Raw genomic sequence first — 14,886 nt, 5'->3', positions numbered from 1 at the left:
TTGGATACTCCTAAAAGAAACAACCAAAAAACCTATCAAAAGCAAGCATGGGTTTTCAGAAAAACCAGAAAACGATTAGAAACATTGTTTTCTCAACTTTGTGATCAGTTTATGATCCGAAGAAATTATGCTAAATCTTTCCTGGGATTTAAAACCAGGATTTTGGCTAAAATCACCGCATTGACATTGATCCAGTTTATCAACAAATTTGATTTCAACAGACCAATAAACAATTTAAAAGTCGCTATCACTTAATTAGCACAACGGGTTGTTTTAATTAAACCATAACACACAAAATACATCAAAGAGGCAATATCAATTTAAAAAAAGACAAAAAAATGAAAACAATTAAAAATGTAATTCTATTTTCTACATGCCTCTTGTATTTTGCCGCATGCAAGGACGATGAGAACCTAACAAGTGTAATATCAAATGAAGAAGCCGTAGAAATAGTAGCTGCTTCACTTGCTGATGAGTCTTATGGTGCTACATCATCGATGACTACTTCAGCTGTCTTAGCCAAAGATGTAGAAGATACCGAATCAGGAGGAAGGACAACCTCTTGTGGTTTTTCCAAAGACTCCACATTTGTAAAAACTAATATTGATGGTGCACTAATCACTTATGACTATAGCTTCAGTTATAGTTATGAAGTAGTTTGCACCAATCTTAACACACCTTCTTACATCGGGTTTACAATAGGTTATGAAGGAGACTATGAATCAACCAGATTTTCATCTTCGAACACCGGATCTGCCACATGGAAGCTTTCAGGTTTAGAGTTGTCTGAAAGCAAATATGTACTAAATGGTTCTTACACCAGGGATGGCTCTTTTCAATCCAAAGTGAGAAATCAAAATGCCACCAACAGCAATCTTGAATTTATCCTGACAGATTTAATGATTAACAAATCTACCTATGAAATTGAAAGTGGAACAGCCACTGTCAACATTAGTGGGGAATTGGAAGGAAAGGGTAGTTTCGGGTTTACAAGTACAGTTGTATATCTGGGCAATAGCGAAGCATCGGTTACCATCAGTGGTGAAACTTATATTATCAATCTTGAATCAGGAGAAATAGTGCAAGGCTAGTCTCTATAAACAATAAACGTATCTTTAAACTACAATAATTATGAATAGCTTAAAACCAAAATACTTACTGGTATTCTTCTTCATTATACCACTGGCAAGCAATGCCCAGGCAAAAGAATGGATGGAAAAAACTCCGGAAGAACGAAGTGAGAAATTAACCTCATGGATGGAAAGTGAACTTGAGCTTACTCCAGATCAAAAAGACCAAGCCTATGAGGTGAACCTGAAATATGCACAAAAAGGAGAAGAATTGAAAAACAGTTCTGGTCGTAAAGTCGAAAAATTTCGAACCATTAAGGAATATGGCAAAGCTAAAGACAAGGAGCTAAAAGAAATTTTCAATACAGATCAGTTTGATTCTTATTTGAACAAAAAAGATGAATTACGAAAAATAATGAAAGAGAAAAAGGCTGATTAAATTAGTTTACTAAAAACGCAAAAAAATCCCTGAACATACTAAACGTTCAGGGATTTTTTTTATACATCTGCTTTATCAAATAGGACGAAACTTAGTAAAACAGATTTAAAAATTAATAATTTAGGAGATTGGAACGTTAGTACACTGTACAAGTAAAATACAACACAAAATGACCCCTTCATTATATACTCCAAACCTGCTTCGCTTTCTGCCTGTCATATACATAGCATGGGCTGATGCCATTCTCAACCGGGCTGAGCTCGATGAAATAAACAAAATAATTCAAAAGCAAAGTTGGCTGACAGAAGATGAACAGATCCAACTCGCTGAATGGCTGAACCCTATCAATCCTCCCAGCCCAAGTGAAATCAAGGGTTGGTTGTTGCTTATTCAAAGTAGTGCTAAAAACCTGCCTCGGGAATCAAAGGAATCTCTCATTAAACTTGCAGCCAATATGGCAACTGTTGGTATCCATGAAACCGACGAAACCCTTGAGAAAAACCTTCAGGCACTGGAAGAAATAGAATTGGCTTTGGGGATTTTAGGCAGTGAGCACCACCGAATGATTCCTGACATATTTGAATCTTCAATAACCGACAGTGAAAAATTTGTTGAAGCATCTCTGTTTGATGTAAAACAATTGACCACATATCTGGATGGCACTCAGGCTGAAACCATTTCCAGAATCAAATCCATCATAACACGACCGGAGTTTAAATACCTGGGAAACCCTACCCTACCGGAGTATAGGCAAAAAGTACTGGAATGGTGTAAAACTCTTGCCTCCAATAAAATCGGTAGCCTGGCATACCCTGAAGCTTACGGAGGAGAAGGCGATATGATGAAATATTTTACCGCCATGGAAGTCTTAAGTTATCATGATCTGAGTATGGTAATAAAATTTGGAGTTCAATTCGGATTGTTTGGTATGTCGGTTTACTTATTGGGCACAGAAAAACACCACAAAAAATACCTGCGAGATATCGGAACCCTCAAACTTCCGGGATGCTTTGCCATGACTGAAACCGGGCATGGATCGAATGTACAGGGAATAGAAACAACTGCTACCTACAACAAAGAAAATGATACCTTCATCATCAATACCCCTACAGATCAGGCACAAAAAGAATACATAGGAAATGCTGCTCTGCATGGTCAAATGGCAACTACATTTGCTCAGCTTATCATTGATGATGTCCACTATGGAGTAGCCGCCTTTCTTGTTCCTCTTAGAGACAAGCAAGGGAATTTATTGTCCGGTATTGAAATAGAAGACTGTGGAGCAAAACTTGGACTTAACGGAGTGGACAATGGTAAAATAAAATACGATCATGTGAGTATTCCTAAAGAAAATATGCTGGACAGGTTTGCTTCGGTGGATGAAAATGGAAATTTCCAAAGCTCTATTTCCAGCGACAACAAAAGATTTTTCACAATGCTGGCCACTCTTGTAGGTGGGAGAATAGGAATTCCCAGAGCCGGATTGAGTGCTGCTAAATCCGGTCTAACCATTGCCATTCGTTACGGGAATTCGAGAAAACAATTTGGTCCATCAGGTAAGCTGGAGATTCCCATACTCAACTACAGAACACATCAAAGAAGGTTGATGCCTTTACTGGCTAATGCCTATGCCCTTCATTTTGCTTTGCAATACCTTACCGACAGGTATGTGAATAAATCTGAAGCAGACTCAAGAGAAATAGAATCGCTTGCTGCAGGATTAAAAGCATACAGCACCTGGAACACCACAGAAACATTACAAACCTGTCGGGAAGCATGCGGAGGAAAAGGATACCTGGCAGAAAACCGTTTTGCTGCTCTAAAAGCCGACACGGATATTTTCACCACCTTTGAAGGTGATAATACCGTATTAATGCAGTTGGTAGCCAAAGGCAGGTTAACAGAGTTTAAACAGGAATTCCACGACATCAATATTTTCGGCATTGTGAAATATGTAGCTGAAATAGCAGGCACAAGTATATTGAGTAAAAACCCCATCGTCATAAGAAAAACCGATCCAGAACACCTTCTGGATTCTGAATTTCACCTTGAGGCTTTTCAATATCGGGAAAAAAGTATTCTGACTTCTGCTGCCAACAGACTAAAACATCACCTTGATCAGGGAGTAGATTCCTTTGATGCATTTAACCTTTGCCAATACCACATGATAAATGTTGGGCATGCATATATTGAAAGAGTTGTTTTGCAGGAATTCCAAAATAGCATAAAAACCACTCCTGACAGACTGAAGCCTATTTTGAAAAAAGTTTGCCAATTGTACGCTTTATCTACTATAGAAAAAAATAAGGGATGGTATCTGGAACACGATTACATGGAAGGTGTAAAAACCAAGGCCATTCGCAGAATGGTGAATGATCTTTGTCTTGACTTGAGAAAAGATGCTGTTGCATTGGTGGATGCCTTTGACATTCCTGATGAATGCATCAGCGCTCCTATTGCAATAGCATAGACACTTATGGCTTTGCTTGAAGTTTTAATCTATAAAACTTCAAGCAATTCTATCTCCTTGCCATTGAGTTTTACCTTCTTACCAGCTTTTTTATCCAACATCAACTGACCCAAAGGAGATATTGGAGATATTATAAAAATATCTTCACCATCTATGTTCAGTTTTCCCAATGCGATAGACATGAAAAATTTACCAATAGATGTAAGAACCAATGAACCCACTTGAATTTTTTTTGACGGTTTGGAAATCGTAATCCCTTCCAATATTTGCTTTAAATGCAATGCCTCTGTGAATTGCTTTGCATGCATATCCCGTTCAATCTGACTCATAGCACGAGCCGTGTTATATTTATCACCAGCAGTACTTTTTTCTTCAGAATTGGCCGATTCCTGGGCATCTTTCATAGCTTTTTGAGCCATCAACACTTTTTGATCGACCAGTTCCACACACTTTTCGTACACTTTCAATTTGATAGACATAACCAGTTGGAATAAAGATTTTTGTAAAAAACAAAATTGGTTAAATTGTTGCTGAATACACCATATACGTAAAAATTAACTTTATGAATAACAAAATCGCTTTTCTTGTTTTCACACTTCTGATCTTAATATACGGATGTAAACCCTCTAAACCTGCCCGAACGGAAAGTGCCATGATTCCTATTAATAATCAGGATATCGTGAAGCTTCAGAGAGACCTTATAACCTTCAAATTTACTCATGATGGAAGGTGGCCGACTAACACTGAAGAATTAAAAAGCGGTCTTGAAAACAACATGCATTCCTATACCAATTTTGAGAGACTGGAATGGAAAGAAGTATTGAACACCCTACAGGTAAATTACTTCTACAACTATCCCGACCATGACACGTCAGGATTTGAAAATGTGAAAGGAAAATTCTCGATAGCTACATCTATGGGAACAAAAGCAGACATCAATCATAAAATTGACAAGGCAAAAAAACGGAGAACTTCAAAATAGGAATATGAATAAACTTTCAATATAAATTTATGGTAAAAGAAAATATTACATTTGCCTTTTTGTACAAAAAAAACAGCAGCTTTTACAATCAGACAGGTACAACCCTAAATGAAAAAAAACACAAAACTTACCATCATTTTAGTAGCACTGATTGTTGTTTCAGTGATTATTGCACTTACAGGTAAAAGAGAAAACCACAGGTCTTTTGATGTAAACATGTTTGCTGTAAACGATACATCTGCCATCACATCCGTTACAATTACTGGCCGGAATTACACCAACGAACTGACTAAAACTACGAATGGATGGACACTAAACGATCAATATCTGGCTGATCCCAATATGATTCATATTATGCAATCCATCTTGTCTCAGGTGAAAGTAAAACGACCTGTTGCTAAACTGAATCATGATGAAATTGTGAGAAATTTGAAAGAGCAGGGCCGCAAAGTCTCTTTAAAATATGATGATGGTTCACAATGGGAATTTGTGGCAGGAGGCAATGCTTCCAAAAAAGATGCCTTTTACATGAAAGATGATAAGGCTTACTTTGTAGAAATACCGGGCTACAACAACTATATATCCGGTATTTTCGAGCTGACAGAAAATCAATGGCGAGATAGATTACTGTTCTCCAGCACCTGGCGATCTCTCAAATCTTTGGAAATAGACTATATGGATGAAAATGAAAAACTCAAAATTTATTTCGACAACAAATTCCTTGCCGTCGAAGGAGTAAACAAACTCGACACCACGGCACTCATGACATACATGAGTCAATACGAGTATTTTCAAATCAATGATTATCTGGAAAAAGGGAAATATCCAAAATACGATAGTTTATGCCAAACAACCCCCATTGCCAAACTCACAATTCATGATATTGACCTGACCAAAGATGCAAATCTCAGAATCTTTCCTCTTTTAAAAGGTCAAAACTTTTATTTGGTAGTGGGTCGAAAAGAAGAAATGATGGTGATAGACTCGAAAAGGATGTCAAACATTTTATCTGAAAAAGACCAATTCATATCCAAATAGTCATTGTCTTTTCAGTAAAACATGATTATTTTGCGCAATGATATTCCGGGATTACAATTGATCCTCGCTATCGTTACCCTGAGACTCGGTCGTCAACCCGCTTGAAATCGGTCTTTCATCTTTTAATTTTACTTAAAACAATTCGGCAGAATGAAATTTATAGTTTCTTCATCTTATCTTAAAAAAGAACTGGCAGCCATCAACGGGGTGATTACCACCAATCCTGTGGTTCCTATATTGGAAAACTTTTTGTTCGAAATCAATAATGGAACGTTAACTGTCACAGCATCCGATTTACAAACTTCTATGGTAACAGAATTGGAAGTGGAAGCAAAGGAAAATGGTAGTATTGCTGTACCGTCAAAAATATTGATGGAGACACTGAACAATCTTCCTGAACAACCTGTTACATTTAGCATCGATGAAGATACCTATAGCATAGAAATCAATTCTGATAACGGGCGTTATAAATTATCAGGAGAAAATGCTACAGACTTTCCTAAAGTACCTACCGTATCGGACGGCAATTCTATCAACATCTCTTCAGATGTATTGGCGAATGCCATTACCAATACCATCCTTGCTACCAGCAATGATGAATTGAGACCAGCCATGACAGGGGTTTATATGAACCTGACAGACACCAACACCACTTTTGTAGCTACCGATGGTCACAGATTGATCCGTTACAGAAGAGTGGATATAGCCTCTGAGAGTGACAACTCCATGATAGTACCTCGAAAAGCCCTTACGCTGTTGAGGTCAACACTACCATCTGAAAACACCAATGTGAACGTAGAATTCAATGTTTCCAATGCATTTTTCAAATTCGGAAATATCTTCATGGTTTGCCGGTTAATTGATGAACGCTATCCTGATTATGAAAATGTGATCCCTGTTGGCAATGAAAACAATATGAATATCAATAGAGTTGAGTTGTTGGGTTCCCTGAAAAGGATTGCAATCTATGCCAACAAAACCACCCATCAGGTAAGACTGAAGATTACCGGAAGTGAATTGGTTATTTCTTCTGAAGACCTTGACTTCTCAAATGAAGCAAACGAAAGACTGTCTTGCGATCATGACGGAGAAGATATCGAAATCGGATTTAATGGCAAATTCCTTATCGAATTGCTGGCAAACATTCATTCCAAAGAAGTAACAATGAAATTTTCTGAAGCTAATAAGGCTGGTTTGATTGTACCGGTAGAGCAAGATGAAAACGAAGACCTTTTGATGTTGGTGATGCCGGTAATGCTAAGCAACTACACTGTATAAAGGTCTTTTTCTAAAAAATTTAGAAAGCGAAAGGTTGGTTCTTTTCGCTTTTTTTATGTGCTAACTAATGTTGTCTCTACCTCTATCTTGCTGTGCAAAGTTTTGTGTACCGGGCATTTATTTGCGATATCCATCAGACGTGCCTTTTGTGTATCATCCAAATCACCTATCAGTTCTATTTCCCTTTCAATAAAGTCAATTTTAGCATTGCTTTGTTCACAATCGTCACAATCCTTAGTGTATTCTTTCGAATGACTCAATCCTACCAGTACTTCATCCAACTTCCATTCCTTTCTATTGGCATACATTTTAATTGTAATTGCGGTGCAAGCCCCCAGGCTTGACAACAGCAACGCATAAGGATTTGGCCCAAGATCATTTCCTCCAACCTCTTTAGGTTCGTCTGCCAGCAAACTGTGATTTCCGGCTGTGATCTCTGTAGTATAGCCATTGTGTCCAACCTTTACATGTACTTGTTTTGGTGTGCTCATCCCTGTATAATTATAGTTTGTAATTAATATTAGTTATAAAATAAATAACATCAAAGGATGAAAATTTATACCATCCTTTTATAGCCTTACTTTTTGTGCAATCCTATTTAAAAACAGAACAAACCAGACTTCTCTAAAACCAAACAACCTCCAAATTTCAATAAGTAAATTTGGAGGTTGTTTGCAATTCAAAGCTTCAGAATTCAAACTCAGCCAGACTTTTTAGCATCAGAAACCACTATCATGGTTATTCCTCCACGTGTAGATTTTTTACCTTTTACTTCAGCTTTTTCTCCAGCCAAATTGGTTAATGCTTCGGTTTTGGCACCTGCTACCAAAAGCATTACATCACCTTTTTCCGTTAGCAACCCCATAGGCTTACCGCTTGAAATACACGATTTTGCACATTGTGCATGGTCGGCTCCTTTTGAACCATTGCCCACATAGCAATCCAAATCCACCACTTCACCAGTCCAGGTACCTTCCTGAGCAAAGCTTGAAAATGAAAGTAATACGCAACACGTCAGGATCAAACCTTTAATCATTAGTTTATACATAATATTATTTTTTAGTTTCCATCAATAAATATAATAAATAAAATCCGGGAGAAGAACGATTTATGTTGGAGTTTTACAAATGAGACTACCCTATAAAAAAATAACTTACCCCAGACAGAGCTCAGAGTATTTTTTTTAGATTAAATCCTAAAGCAAAAAACGAACTTCCGATAGTTCCCTTCCTATTTGCTGAACACCTTGAAGAATTCGTTTTGTTTGGAGAGCAGAAGGCTTCTTAATTCCTTTGATATATTGAGATAAAAGGCTTTGATTCATCCCTATACGTTCGGAAAGTGCCTTTGCGTTGATTACCTTGTAAAAGTCAAAGAAGCTTTCAAGGTCGTATTCAAATTGAATGTCCTCTAAGGTGTAAACCAAACCCTTTTCCTCAAAAGAAAGGTTGACAGCCTCAAGCACCATTTCTTTAAGCTCATCAAATGTTTCTGATTCGGTTGCTATAAAGTTATCACCAATCAAAGCGGTTGCGCTGTATCCAGTATCTTCTTTTGTTACTGTTATTTTAACCTTTGGTTTTTTCATCTTTTGTTCGTTTTAATGCCTGCCTGTTTAAGTAAGGCAGACAGCAGTCCCTTTTTCACTTCTTTTCCTGAATGATTAGGTACGGTCAATTGTGTTGGCTTTGCAGGGTGTTGCATAATTACATGACTACCTTTTTGCCTTACCTTATACCACCCGTCTTTTTTTAATAATTTGAAAAGATCATTGTATTTCACAGATTCAAAAGTAATATATTTATTACTTAATACGAACGGTTTTGAGAATTGATTTACTAGGGAAACAAACCCTGCCTTTTTTTCTACGATTATACCAACAGTAACAAAAGAAGAGGATTGAAAGCCAACTCTGATATTTGGCTATTTGTTTATTCCGTTTTAAATCTGTAGCCCTACAAAAGTAAAAACCCCCAATAAAATTAATTATGGGGGCTTTATTGCAGAGGAGGAGGGACTTGAACTCTCATTTTACTCGTTTGATAATCAATCAGTTATAACTTTATAGGAATATAGGCAACCGAATTGGTAACCGTATAGTAGGTTCGTATATGAACCAAATGGAATGGACGCTTATTCATACCATGATTACACATTATTTTGTAAATAACTGTTTTAGTTGTGTGTTTTTTTGAAATTTGCCCACCGAACTTTTACTTATAAATTAAGGTGAATTATGTCAAAATAAATCAAACAAAAAATGGTTTAACATTAACAATGTCCCAAAATATTCATTGGTTTTTGTTGTTGCTAAGCATCACTTTTTCTATGGAATAATTTATTCTCTACCAGAGTTACTAAATCATTACTATTAAGTAATTAAAGTACATCTATTCTTAACAATACACCGGCACTTCATTTTTTTTGATCAATTTTGGGTAATTTTGGTTAAGGAGATGAAAATAAACCATAAAAAGAAAATATTGGATTTAACCCTATTTACTCAAATGAAAAAGGGTAATAGGCAGGCTTTCAATACAATTTATGATAGGTATTGGGATCATCTTTTTCAAGTGGTATATAAGTTACTCAAAGATGAAGCTGCTACAAAAGATGTGGTACAAGATGTGTTTTTAGATTTTTGGAATAAGTCTACAGAGCTAGTTGTTTCAAACCTTGGTGGTTATTTGTATAGTACTGCACGTTTTCAGGCGTTAAAGCAGCTCAGAAGAACAAAATTTTCAGATGTACATGAGCCTCAATTTCAAGAGATGTTCAGTGTCAATAACACTAAAGAACAATTGGAATTAAAAGATTTAGAAGAGTCAATAGAAAATAGTCTGAATCAACTTCCTGAGAAATACAAAGAGATATTCAAGTTAAGTCGGTTTGATAATCTAAGTAATAAAGAAATAGCTGAAAAACTCAATCTTTCACCCAGAACAGTTGATTGGTATCTACACACGGTTTTGAAACACCTAAAGTCCACGTTAACACCATTATCTCTATTATTAGTTAAAATAATTACTTTACAACCTACATTAGGAGATGGCTATTTGTAATAAATAATAAAAAAAATAAAAAAAATTCCAGTAGTTCATTGCTCCTATGGTACTTAAGTACAAATAGGACAAGATGAAAGTAGAAATTAACCTAAAACAACTCCTTGAAAAATATGAACAAGGAAGTTGTTCAGCAAAGGAAAAGGAAATGCTTCATAGTTATTTTGATTCATTTCAGGATGCTAATGATATATGGGATGAAATCGGAATAGAGAAGAAAGAAACTATCCGAAATGAGGTATTATACAATATCGATCTAAAGTTACAAAAGAATAGACCAAATAAGAATTTGTGGTTGAAAATAGCTGCATCGATTATTTTGATCATTGGACTTGGACTCACCTTTAGTTACATTAATACAAATACAAATAAAACTAGAGAAATATCGGTTGTCACAAAAACCGCTACCTATGGTCAAAAGATGACTTTAAAACTGCCAGATGGTTCTCAAGTCCGTCTTAACTCAGGGAGTTCTTTGTCATACCCTGAAGTTTTTTCTGATATCAGATCTGTTACACTTGTAGGAGAGGCTTATTTCGAAGTTACAAAGGATCCAAACAAGAAATTTATAGTATCAACTGAAGATATTACTACAACTGTTCTAGGGACATCATTTAACATAAGCGCATACCCAGACGAAGAGTTGAAAGTGACTGTAGAGACTGGAAAAGTCGCAGTAAGCTCAAATAATGAACGACTAGAACTTCTCTCAGGACAACAAGCCACTTACGAGTCTATCAATAATAGCTTATCAATGTCCACTGTTGATATTGGGAAATATACTTCATGGCGAAAAGGGATTTTACAATTCAATGGAAACACTTTACCTGAAATAGCTACTGAGCTTGAGCGATGGTACGGAGTTGAAATTGAATTTGATACAGATCAGGCTAACCATTGTAATTTAAGGTTGACATTTGATAATCAGAGCTTGGAGCATGTTTTAGGACAGTTAGAAACTGTAACAGGAGTAAATACTCATTTGAATAATGGCATTGTGAAAATCACAGGTCTTGGATGTAGAAGTTAGAAAAACAAGCCTATGTAGAAATATCGACTAAAACTACAAACTGTTCTTACTAGGTAAGAACAGTAAACCCGGCACTGCGCTAACAGAGAACCGGGTTCAACTTATCGTAAAATTTATTCCGGAAGGCAATCCGGACAAACATATAATTATACAAAAATATGAATTCATCATTAATAAACCTATTGATGTTTGCATCAAAAAAGGCATGTCAAATATTTCTGATTCAGGTAATAGCCACACAATTATTGCTTGCCGGAGAATCAAATAGTCAGAATTTAGCTGATGTGAGACTAAATTTTGAAATAGAAGAGGCAAAACTTGAAGAGACTTTCTCAAAACTTGAAAGTGCTACACAATTTAAATTCGGCTATAATAAGGCGGTCCTAAATTCAAAGATTCGTTTTAGTATGAATGAAAAGAATGTCAGTGTTGAAAAGATACTACTCAAGGTATCTAAGGAGGCCAATTTAAAGTTTAAACGAATTAACAACCAGATCTTGGTGTTAAAAGACAATGGAAAAGACGCATCGCAAAACAAAATCATTGTCGTTGAAGATGTTGATATTTCTGGTAGAATCACTGATGAAAATGGTGAAGGTTTACCAGGAGCATCTGTTTTAGTCAAAGGAACGTCAATAGGATCCACATCAGATATAGAAGGTAAATACCAATTATCAATTGCAGATGACGCTGTGTTGACTATTTCTTTCGTGGGTTATATGACTCAAGAGGTGTCAATTGCGGGACGAACTACTATTGATATTCAAATGGAGTTAGATGCTACACAATTGGATGAACTTGTTGTAGTTGGCTATGGCACCTCTAAAAGAGGAGATGTTACAGATGCAATTACTTCAGTATCTACCAATGATTTTGATCGCATACCAGCGACAACACCTTTACAAATACTTCAAGGTAGAGCAGCAGGTATTCAGATTTCTAGTGAGTCTGGTTTACCAGGCTCTAGTTCAGATGTGTTGGTAAGGGGTGTTCAGTCTATAAATGGAACTAATACCCCGATTTTTGTGGTGAATGGAGTAATTACGACGAGTATCGATAACCTCAACCCAAATACTATAGAATCTGTTTCCATATTGAAGGATGCTTCTGCTGCTGCAATATATGGTTCTAGAGCGGCAAATGGAGTAATTTTGATTACTACCAAAAGAGGTACTGGCAAAGGCGAACCAGAGATTACGTTTAATAGCTACTATGGAGTTCAGACCGAAAGTAATTTAAAAATTGAATTACTCAATGCAGATCAATTCGTAGAATTGTGGACGGAATCTTATACCAACGCTGGTTTAGATTTGCCTTGGGATAGTCAGGTTTTGAGCTACTATGATGGTGTAGATACAGACTGGTTAGATTTAGTCACACAAACTGGTGTAATCCAAAATTATGATTTATCGGTTGCTGGTGGTTCGGAAAAATCAAATTACTTTGTTTCAGCTGGGTATTTGGATCAAAAAGGCATGGTTATAGAAACAGGGTTTAAAAAATTAACCTTATCTTTTAATTCAGACCACAAGGTTACGAATCGAATCAAATTTGGTAATTCATTAAATATTTTTTCTTCCACACAAGAAGGATCAGGAGACAATTATCGTTTAGCATTGCAGAAGCCACCTGTGACTAGAATGTTTGAGGATGGCACTAATGATTACGCAAAATTATTCAATTCAAATCTTGAACATATTTACTCAAACCCAGTTTACTTGGCAAAAAACAGTGTACTTCAGACTAATCAAAAAGGACTACAAGGAAATATTTTCCTTACTGTTGATTTGTTAGAAGGATTGGACTTTACGGCTCGTGGAAGCATAGACTATCTCGATAAACGTAGAACTCAATTTACTCCAAGTGTGGATCCAATTTATGGTTGGGAAGGTTCAACTATAAATTTAACCTCTAAAGCGCATGAAGAAAATGTTCATTGGATCAGTGATTATTTACTGAATTATACCACTACCATCAACGAAGTACATAATATCAAAGGACTATTGGGGTATTCCCGGGAGGAGAACACAAATGAAACTTTAAGGGGAAGTCGTTCTGGCACACCAGCTGATTACATACGATACCTTACTGCTGGAGATCCTAGCTCTCAGACCAATGACAATGATTATTCTGACTGGGCTTTTACTTCCATATTTGGAAGAGTAAATTATAACTATGACAACAGGTTTTACCTTACAGCAACTGTTAGGCGGGACGGTACTTCCAGATTAAGTAAAGACAACAGGTTTGGAGTATTTCCATCTGCATCTTTAGCTTGGAGGATTAGTCGAGAAAAGTTTTTACAAAACGTAAATTTTATCAGCGACATGAAAATCAGAGCAAGCTATGGAAAATTGGGAAATATTTTAAGTATATCTAGCTATGGTACCAGTGCCACACTTAGTTCCAGAAATTCTTCTATAAATAATCTTCAGGCTCAGGGAATCACCCTTACCTCGGCTGTAAATGAAGATTTGAAATGGGAGTCTGTTTCAAAAAAGGACATTGGCTTAGATGTGGAAATGATGAATGGTAAGCTTTATTCTACTTTTGATTATTTTGTAGAAGATACTTATGATTTGATTTTTTCAGATCCAATACCAACATCCACAGGGTTGAACGGAACACCTAAAATCAATGCAGCTGAGGTTCGTAATACGGGATGGGAAATGCAAATTGGATATAAAACTCATAAATCCGATTGGTATTATGATGTGAATTTCAACATGACCCATGTTAAAAACGAAGTAACAGACTTGAAAGGTAGAGACCTGAGGACTTCAGGCTTAGTGGAAGGTTATCCCGTAGAATCATTTTTTGGCTACAAGTCAGATGGGATCATTACTGATGCCAGTCAATTGAGCCTTTACGAGTCAGGAGGGTTTACGACTAAGGAAGTAGGAGATATCGCATTGCTGGATATTGACGGGCATGATGAAGAAGGAGAACTAACAGGTGTGCCTGATGGACAGGTAGATAGTGCAGACCGCACTATTATTGGTAACAGATATCCTAACTTGGTTTATGGATTACTTGGTACGGTAAATTACAAGAACTGGGGCTTACAAGTACAATTTCAAGGAGTTCAGGGTGTTGACAAGAAGCTGCAAGTAGGTGATTTCAGTAATCTTATCACTTTGATGTCTTCTTCAGCGCGAAATGAAGACGCCAGGATATTGAATAGATACGATGCTGTAAATAATCCAAACGGAACTTGGCCAAAACTATCAAAGGATCAAGCAGGTAGTAATGATACATTTTCTGAATTCTGGATTTTTGATGCTTCCTATTTGCGTGTGAAGAATATAAACCTTAATTATAACGTTTCTAAGAATTTCTGCAGTAAACTTAATATGAGTCAACTTGGATTTTATGTAAGCGTACAAAATGCTTTTACCTTCACTAATTATGATGGACCAGAAGTGGATACTTTATCAGATCCATTGACGGGTGTTCCTCAACCAAGAACGTGGATTTTGGGAGTGAAAGCAACATTTTAATATTTTAAATTGGAAAA

15 protein-coding genes are annotated in these 14,886 nt (G+C 36.4%); 10 read left to right on the top strand and 5 right to left on the bottom strand.

Features of this window, described 5'->3' with window-relative positions; translation table 11 throughout:
- From AAOP42_RS15060 to AAOP42_RS15045, 4 genes are all read left to right on the top strand, one after another.
- Positions 1 to 255, top strand: a 255-nt coding sequence (locus AAOP42_RS15060; protein ID WP_349527252.1) for a transposase, incomplete at its 5' end; no start/stop codon positions are given.
- Between the two features lie 83 nt (positions 256 to 338).
- Entirely contained in the window at positions 339 to 1,091 is a 753-nt protein-coding gene (locus AAOP42_RS15055; protein ID WP_349529368.1) for a hypothetical protein, read from the top strand.
- A gap of 40 nt (positions 1,092 to 1,131) precedes the next feature.
- On the top strand, positions 1,132 to 1,509 hold the full coding sequence (locus tag AAOP42_RS15050) for a DUF4890 domain-containing protein (RefSeq protein WP_349529367.1): 378 nt from the start codon (positions 1,132 to 1,134) through the stop codon (positions 1,507 to 1,509).
- Between the two features lie 169 nt (positions 1,510 to 1,678).
- A complete protein-coding gene (locus AAOP42_RS15045) occupies positions 1,679 to 3,979 on the top strand; it encodes an acyl-CoA dehydrogenase family protein (protein WP_349529366.1) in 2,301 nt (766 codons plus the stop codon).
- A 29-nt stretch (positions 3,980 to 4,008) separates the two neighbouring features.
- Here AAOP42_RS15045 and AAOP42_RS15040 read toward each other — a convergent pair whose 3' ends face one another.
- Positions 4,009 to 4,458, bottom strand: a complete 450-nt coding sequence (locus AAOP42_RS15040; protein WP_349529365.1) for a 3-oxoacyl-ACP synthase — start codon at positions 4,456 to 4,458, stop codon at positions 4,009 to 4,011.
- A gap of 83 nt (positions 4,459 to 4,541) precedes the next feature.
- Between AAOP42_RS15040 and AAOP42_RS15035 the strand changes: the two genes are divergently transcribed.
- The 3 genes from AAOP42_RS15035 (at position 4,542) to dnaN (ending at position 7,277) form a co-directional block, all read left to right on the top strand.
- Positions 4,542 to 4,961: a hypothetical protein gene (locus AAOP42_RS15035; protein WP_349529364.1), complete on the top strand. Its 420-nt coding sequence runs from the start codon at positions 4,542 to 4,544 to the stop codon at positions 4,959 to 4,961.
- Between the two features lie 108 nt (positions 4,962 to 5,069).
- Entirely contained in the window at positions 5,070 to 5,999 is a 930-nt protein-coding gene (locus tag AAOP42_RS15030; RefSeq protein ID WP_349529363.1) for a DUF4340 domain-containing protein, read from the top strand.
- Positions 6,000 to 6,149: 150 nt separating this feature from the next.
- The gene (gene dnaN, locus AAOP42_RS15025; protein ID WP_349529362.1) at positions 6,150 to 7,277 is read left to right on the top strand and encodes a DNA polymerase III subunit beta; all 1,128 of its coding nucleotides are present in this window, start codon (positions 6,150 to 6,152) and stop codon (positions 7,275 to 7,277) included.
- A 53-nt stretch (positions 7,278 to 7,330) separates the two neighbouring features.
- On the opposite strand, the gene AAOP42_RS15020 is transcribed toward dnaN, so the two are convergent.
- The 4 genes from AAOP42_RS15020 to AAOP42_RS23795 form a co-directional block, all read right to left on the bottom strand.
- Positions 7,331 to 7,768: an OsmC family protein gene (locus tag AAOP42_RS15020; RefSeq protein ID WP_349529361.1), complete on the bottom strand. Its 438-nt coding sequence runs from the start codon at positions 7,766 to 7,768 to the stop codon at positions 7,331 to 7,333.
- 209 nt (positions 7,769 to 7,977) lie between these two features.
- Positions 7,978 to 8,325 (bottom strand): hypothetical protein, encoded by a 348-nt coding sequence (locus AAOP42_RS15015; protein WP_349529360.1) that lies wholly within the window; start codon positions 8,323 to 8,325, stop codon positions 7,978 to 7,980.
- Between the two features lie 147 nt (positions 8,326 to 8,472).
- The gene (locus AAOP42_RS15010) at positions 8,473 to 8,865 is read right to left on the bottom strand and encodes a hypothetical protein (RefSeq protein WP_349529359.1); all 393 of its coding nucleotides are present in this window, start codon (positions 8,863 to 8,865) and stop codon (positions 8,473 to 8,475) included.
- Positions 8,862 to 9,059, bottom strand: coding sequence for a type II toxin-antitoxin system HicA family toxin (locus AAOP42_RS23795; RefSeq protein WP_502947665.1), 198 nt, complete (start codon positions 9,057 to 9,059; stop codon positions 8,862 to 8,864). Before AAOP42_RS23795 ends, AAOP42_RS15010 begins: the two co-directional genes overlap by 4 nt.
- A 725-nt stretch (positions 9,060 to 9,784) precedes the next feature.
- Here AAOP42_RS23795 and AAOP42_RS15005 point away from each other — a divergent pair.
- From AAOP42_RS15005 to AAOP42_RS14995, 3 genes are all read left to right on the top strand, one after another.
- Complete coding sequence (locus AAOP42_RS15005; RefSeq protein WP_349529358.1) at positions 9,785 to 10,339, top strand: RNA polymerase sigma-70 factor; 555 nt, start codon at positions 9,785 to 9,787, stop codon at positions 10,337 to 10,339.
- Between the two features lie 73 nt (positions 10,340 to 10,412).
- Positions 10,413 to 11,369, top strand: a complete 957-nt coding sequence (locus AAOP42_RS15000) for a FecR family protein (protein ID WP_349529357.1) — start codon at positions 10,413 to 10,415, stop codon at positions 11,367 to 11,369.
- Positions 11,370 to 11,527: 158 nt separating this feature from the next.
- Complete coding sequence (locus AAOP42_RS14995) at positions 11,528 to 14,869, top strand: SusC/RagA family TonB-linked outer membrane protein (RefSeq protein ID WP_349529356.1); 3,342 nt, start codon at positions 11,528 to 11,530, stop codon at positions 14,867 to 14,869.
- Positions 14,870 to 14,886: the final 17 nt, after the last annotated feature.

Origin of the sequence: Reichenbachiella sp. MALMAid0571 (assembly GCF_040151475.1) — a bacterium.
Lineage (GTDB): Bacteria > Bacteroidota > Bacteroidia > Cytophagales > Cyclobacteriaceae > CAXBNB01.
This window is presented reverse-complemented; position numbering and strand designations above follow the sequence as displayed.

What these genes read in the sequence shown, in the direction of transcription:
- AAOP42_RS15055 (WP_349529368.1), top strand. Translation starts at nt 339, where the DNA reads ATGAAAACAATTAAAAATGTAATTCTATTTTCTACATGCCTCTTGTAT.
- AAOP42_RS15050 (WP_349529367.1), top strand. Translation starts at nt 1,132, where the DNA reads ATGAATAGCTTAAAACCAAAATACTTACTGGTATTCTTCTTCATTATA.
- AAOP42_RS15045 (WP_349529366.1), top strand. Translation starts at nt 1,679, where the DNA reads ATGACCCCTTCATTATATACTCCAAACCTGCTTCGCTTTCTGCCTGTC.
- AAOP42_RS15040 (WP_349529365.1), bottom strand. Translation starts at nt 4,458, where the DNA reads ATGTCTATCAAATTGAAAGTGTACGAAAAGTGTGTGGAACTGGTCGAT.
- AAOP42_RS15035 (WP_349529364.1), top strand. Translation starts at nt 4,542, where the DNA reads ATGAATAACAAAATCGCTTTTCTTGTTTTCACACTTCTGATCTTAATA.
- AAOP42_RS15030 (WP_349529363.1), top strand. Translation starts at nt 5,070, where the DNA reads ATGAAAAAAAACACAAAACTTACCATCATTTTAGTAGCACTGATTGTT.
- dnaN (WP_349529362.1), top strand. Translation starts at nt 6,150, where the DNA reads ATGAAATTTATAGTTTCTTCATCTTATCTTAAAAAAGAACTGGCAGCC.
- AAOP42_RS15020 (WP_349529361.1), bottom strand. Translation starts at nt 7,768, where the DNA reads ATGAGCACACCAAAACAAGTACATGTAAAGGTTGGACACAATGGCTAT.
- AAOP42_RS15015 (WP_349529360.1), bottom strand. Translation starts at nt 8,325, where the DNA reads ATGTATAAACTAATGATTAAAGGTTTGATCCTGACGTGTTGCGTATTA.
- AAOP42_RS15010 (WP_349529359.1), bottom strand. Translation starts at nt 8,865, where the DNA reads ATGAAAAAACCAAAGGTTAAAATAACAGTAACAAAAGAAGATACTGGA.
- AAOP42_RS15005 (WP_349529358.1), top strand. Translation starts at nt 9,785, where the DNA reads ATGAAAAAGGGTAATAGGCAGGCTTTCAATACAATTTATGATAGGTAT.
- AAOP42_RS15000 (WP_349529357.1), top strand. Translation starts at nt 10,413, where the DNA reads ATGAAAGTAGAAATTAACCTAAAACAACTCCTTGAAAAATATGAACAA.
- AAOP42_RS14995 (WP_349529356.1), top strand. Translation starts at nt 11,528, where the DNA reads ATGAATTCATCATTAATAAACCTATTGATGTTTGCATCAAAAAAGGCA.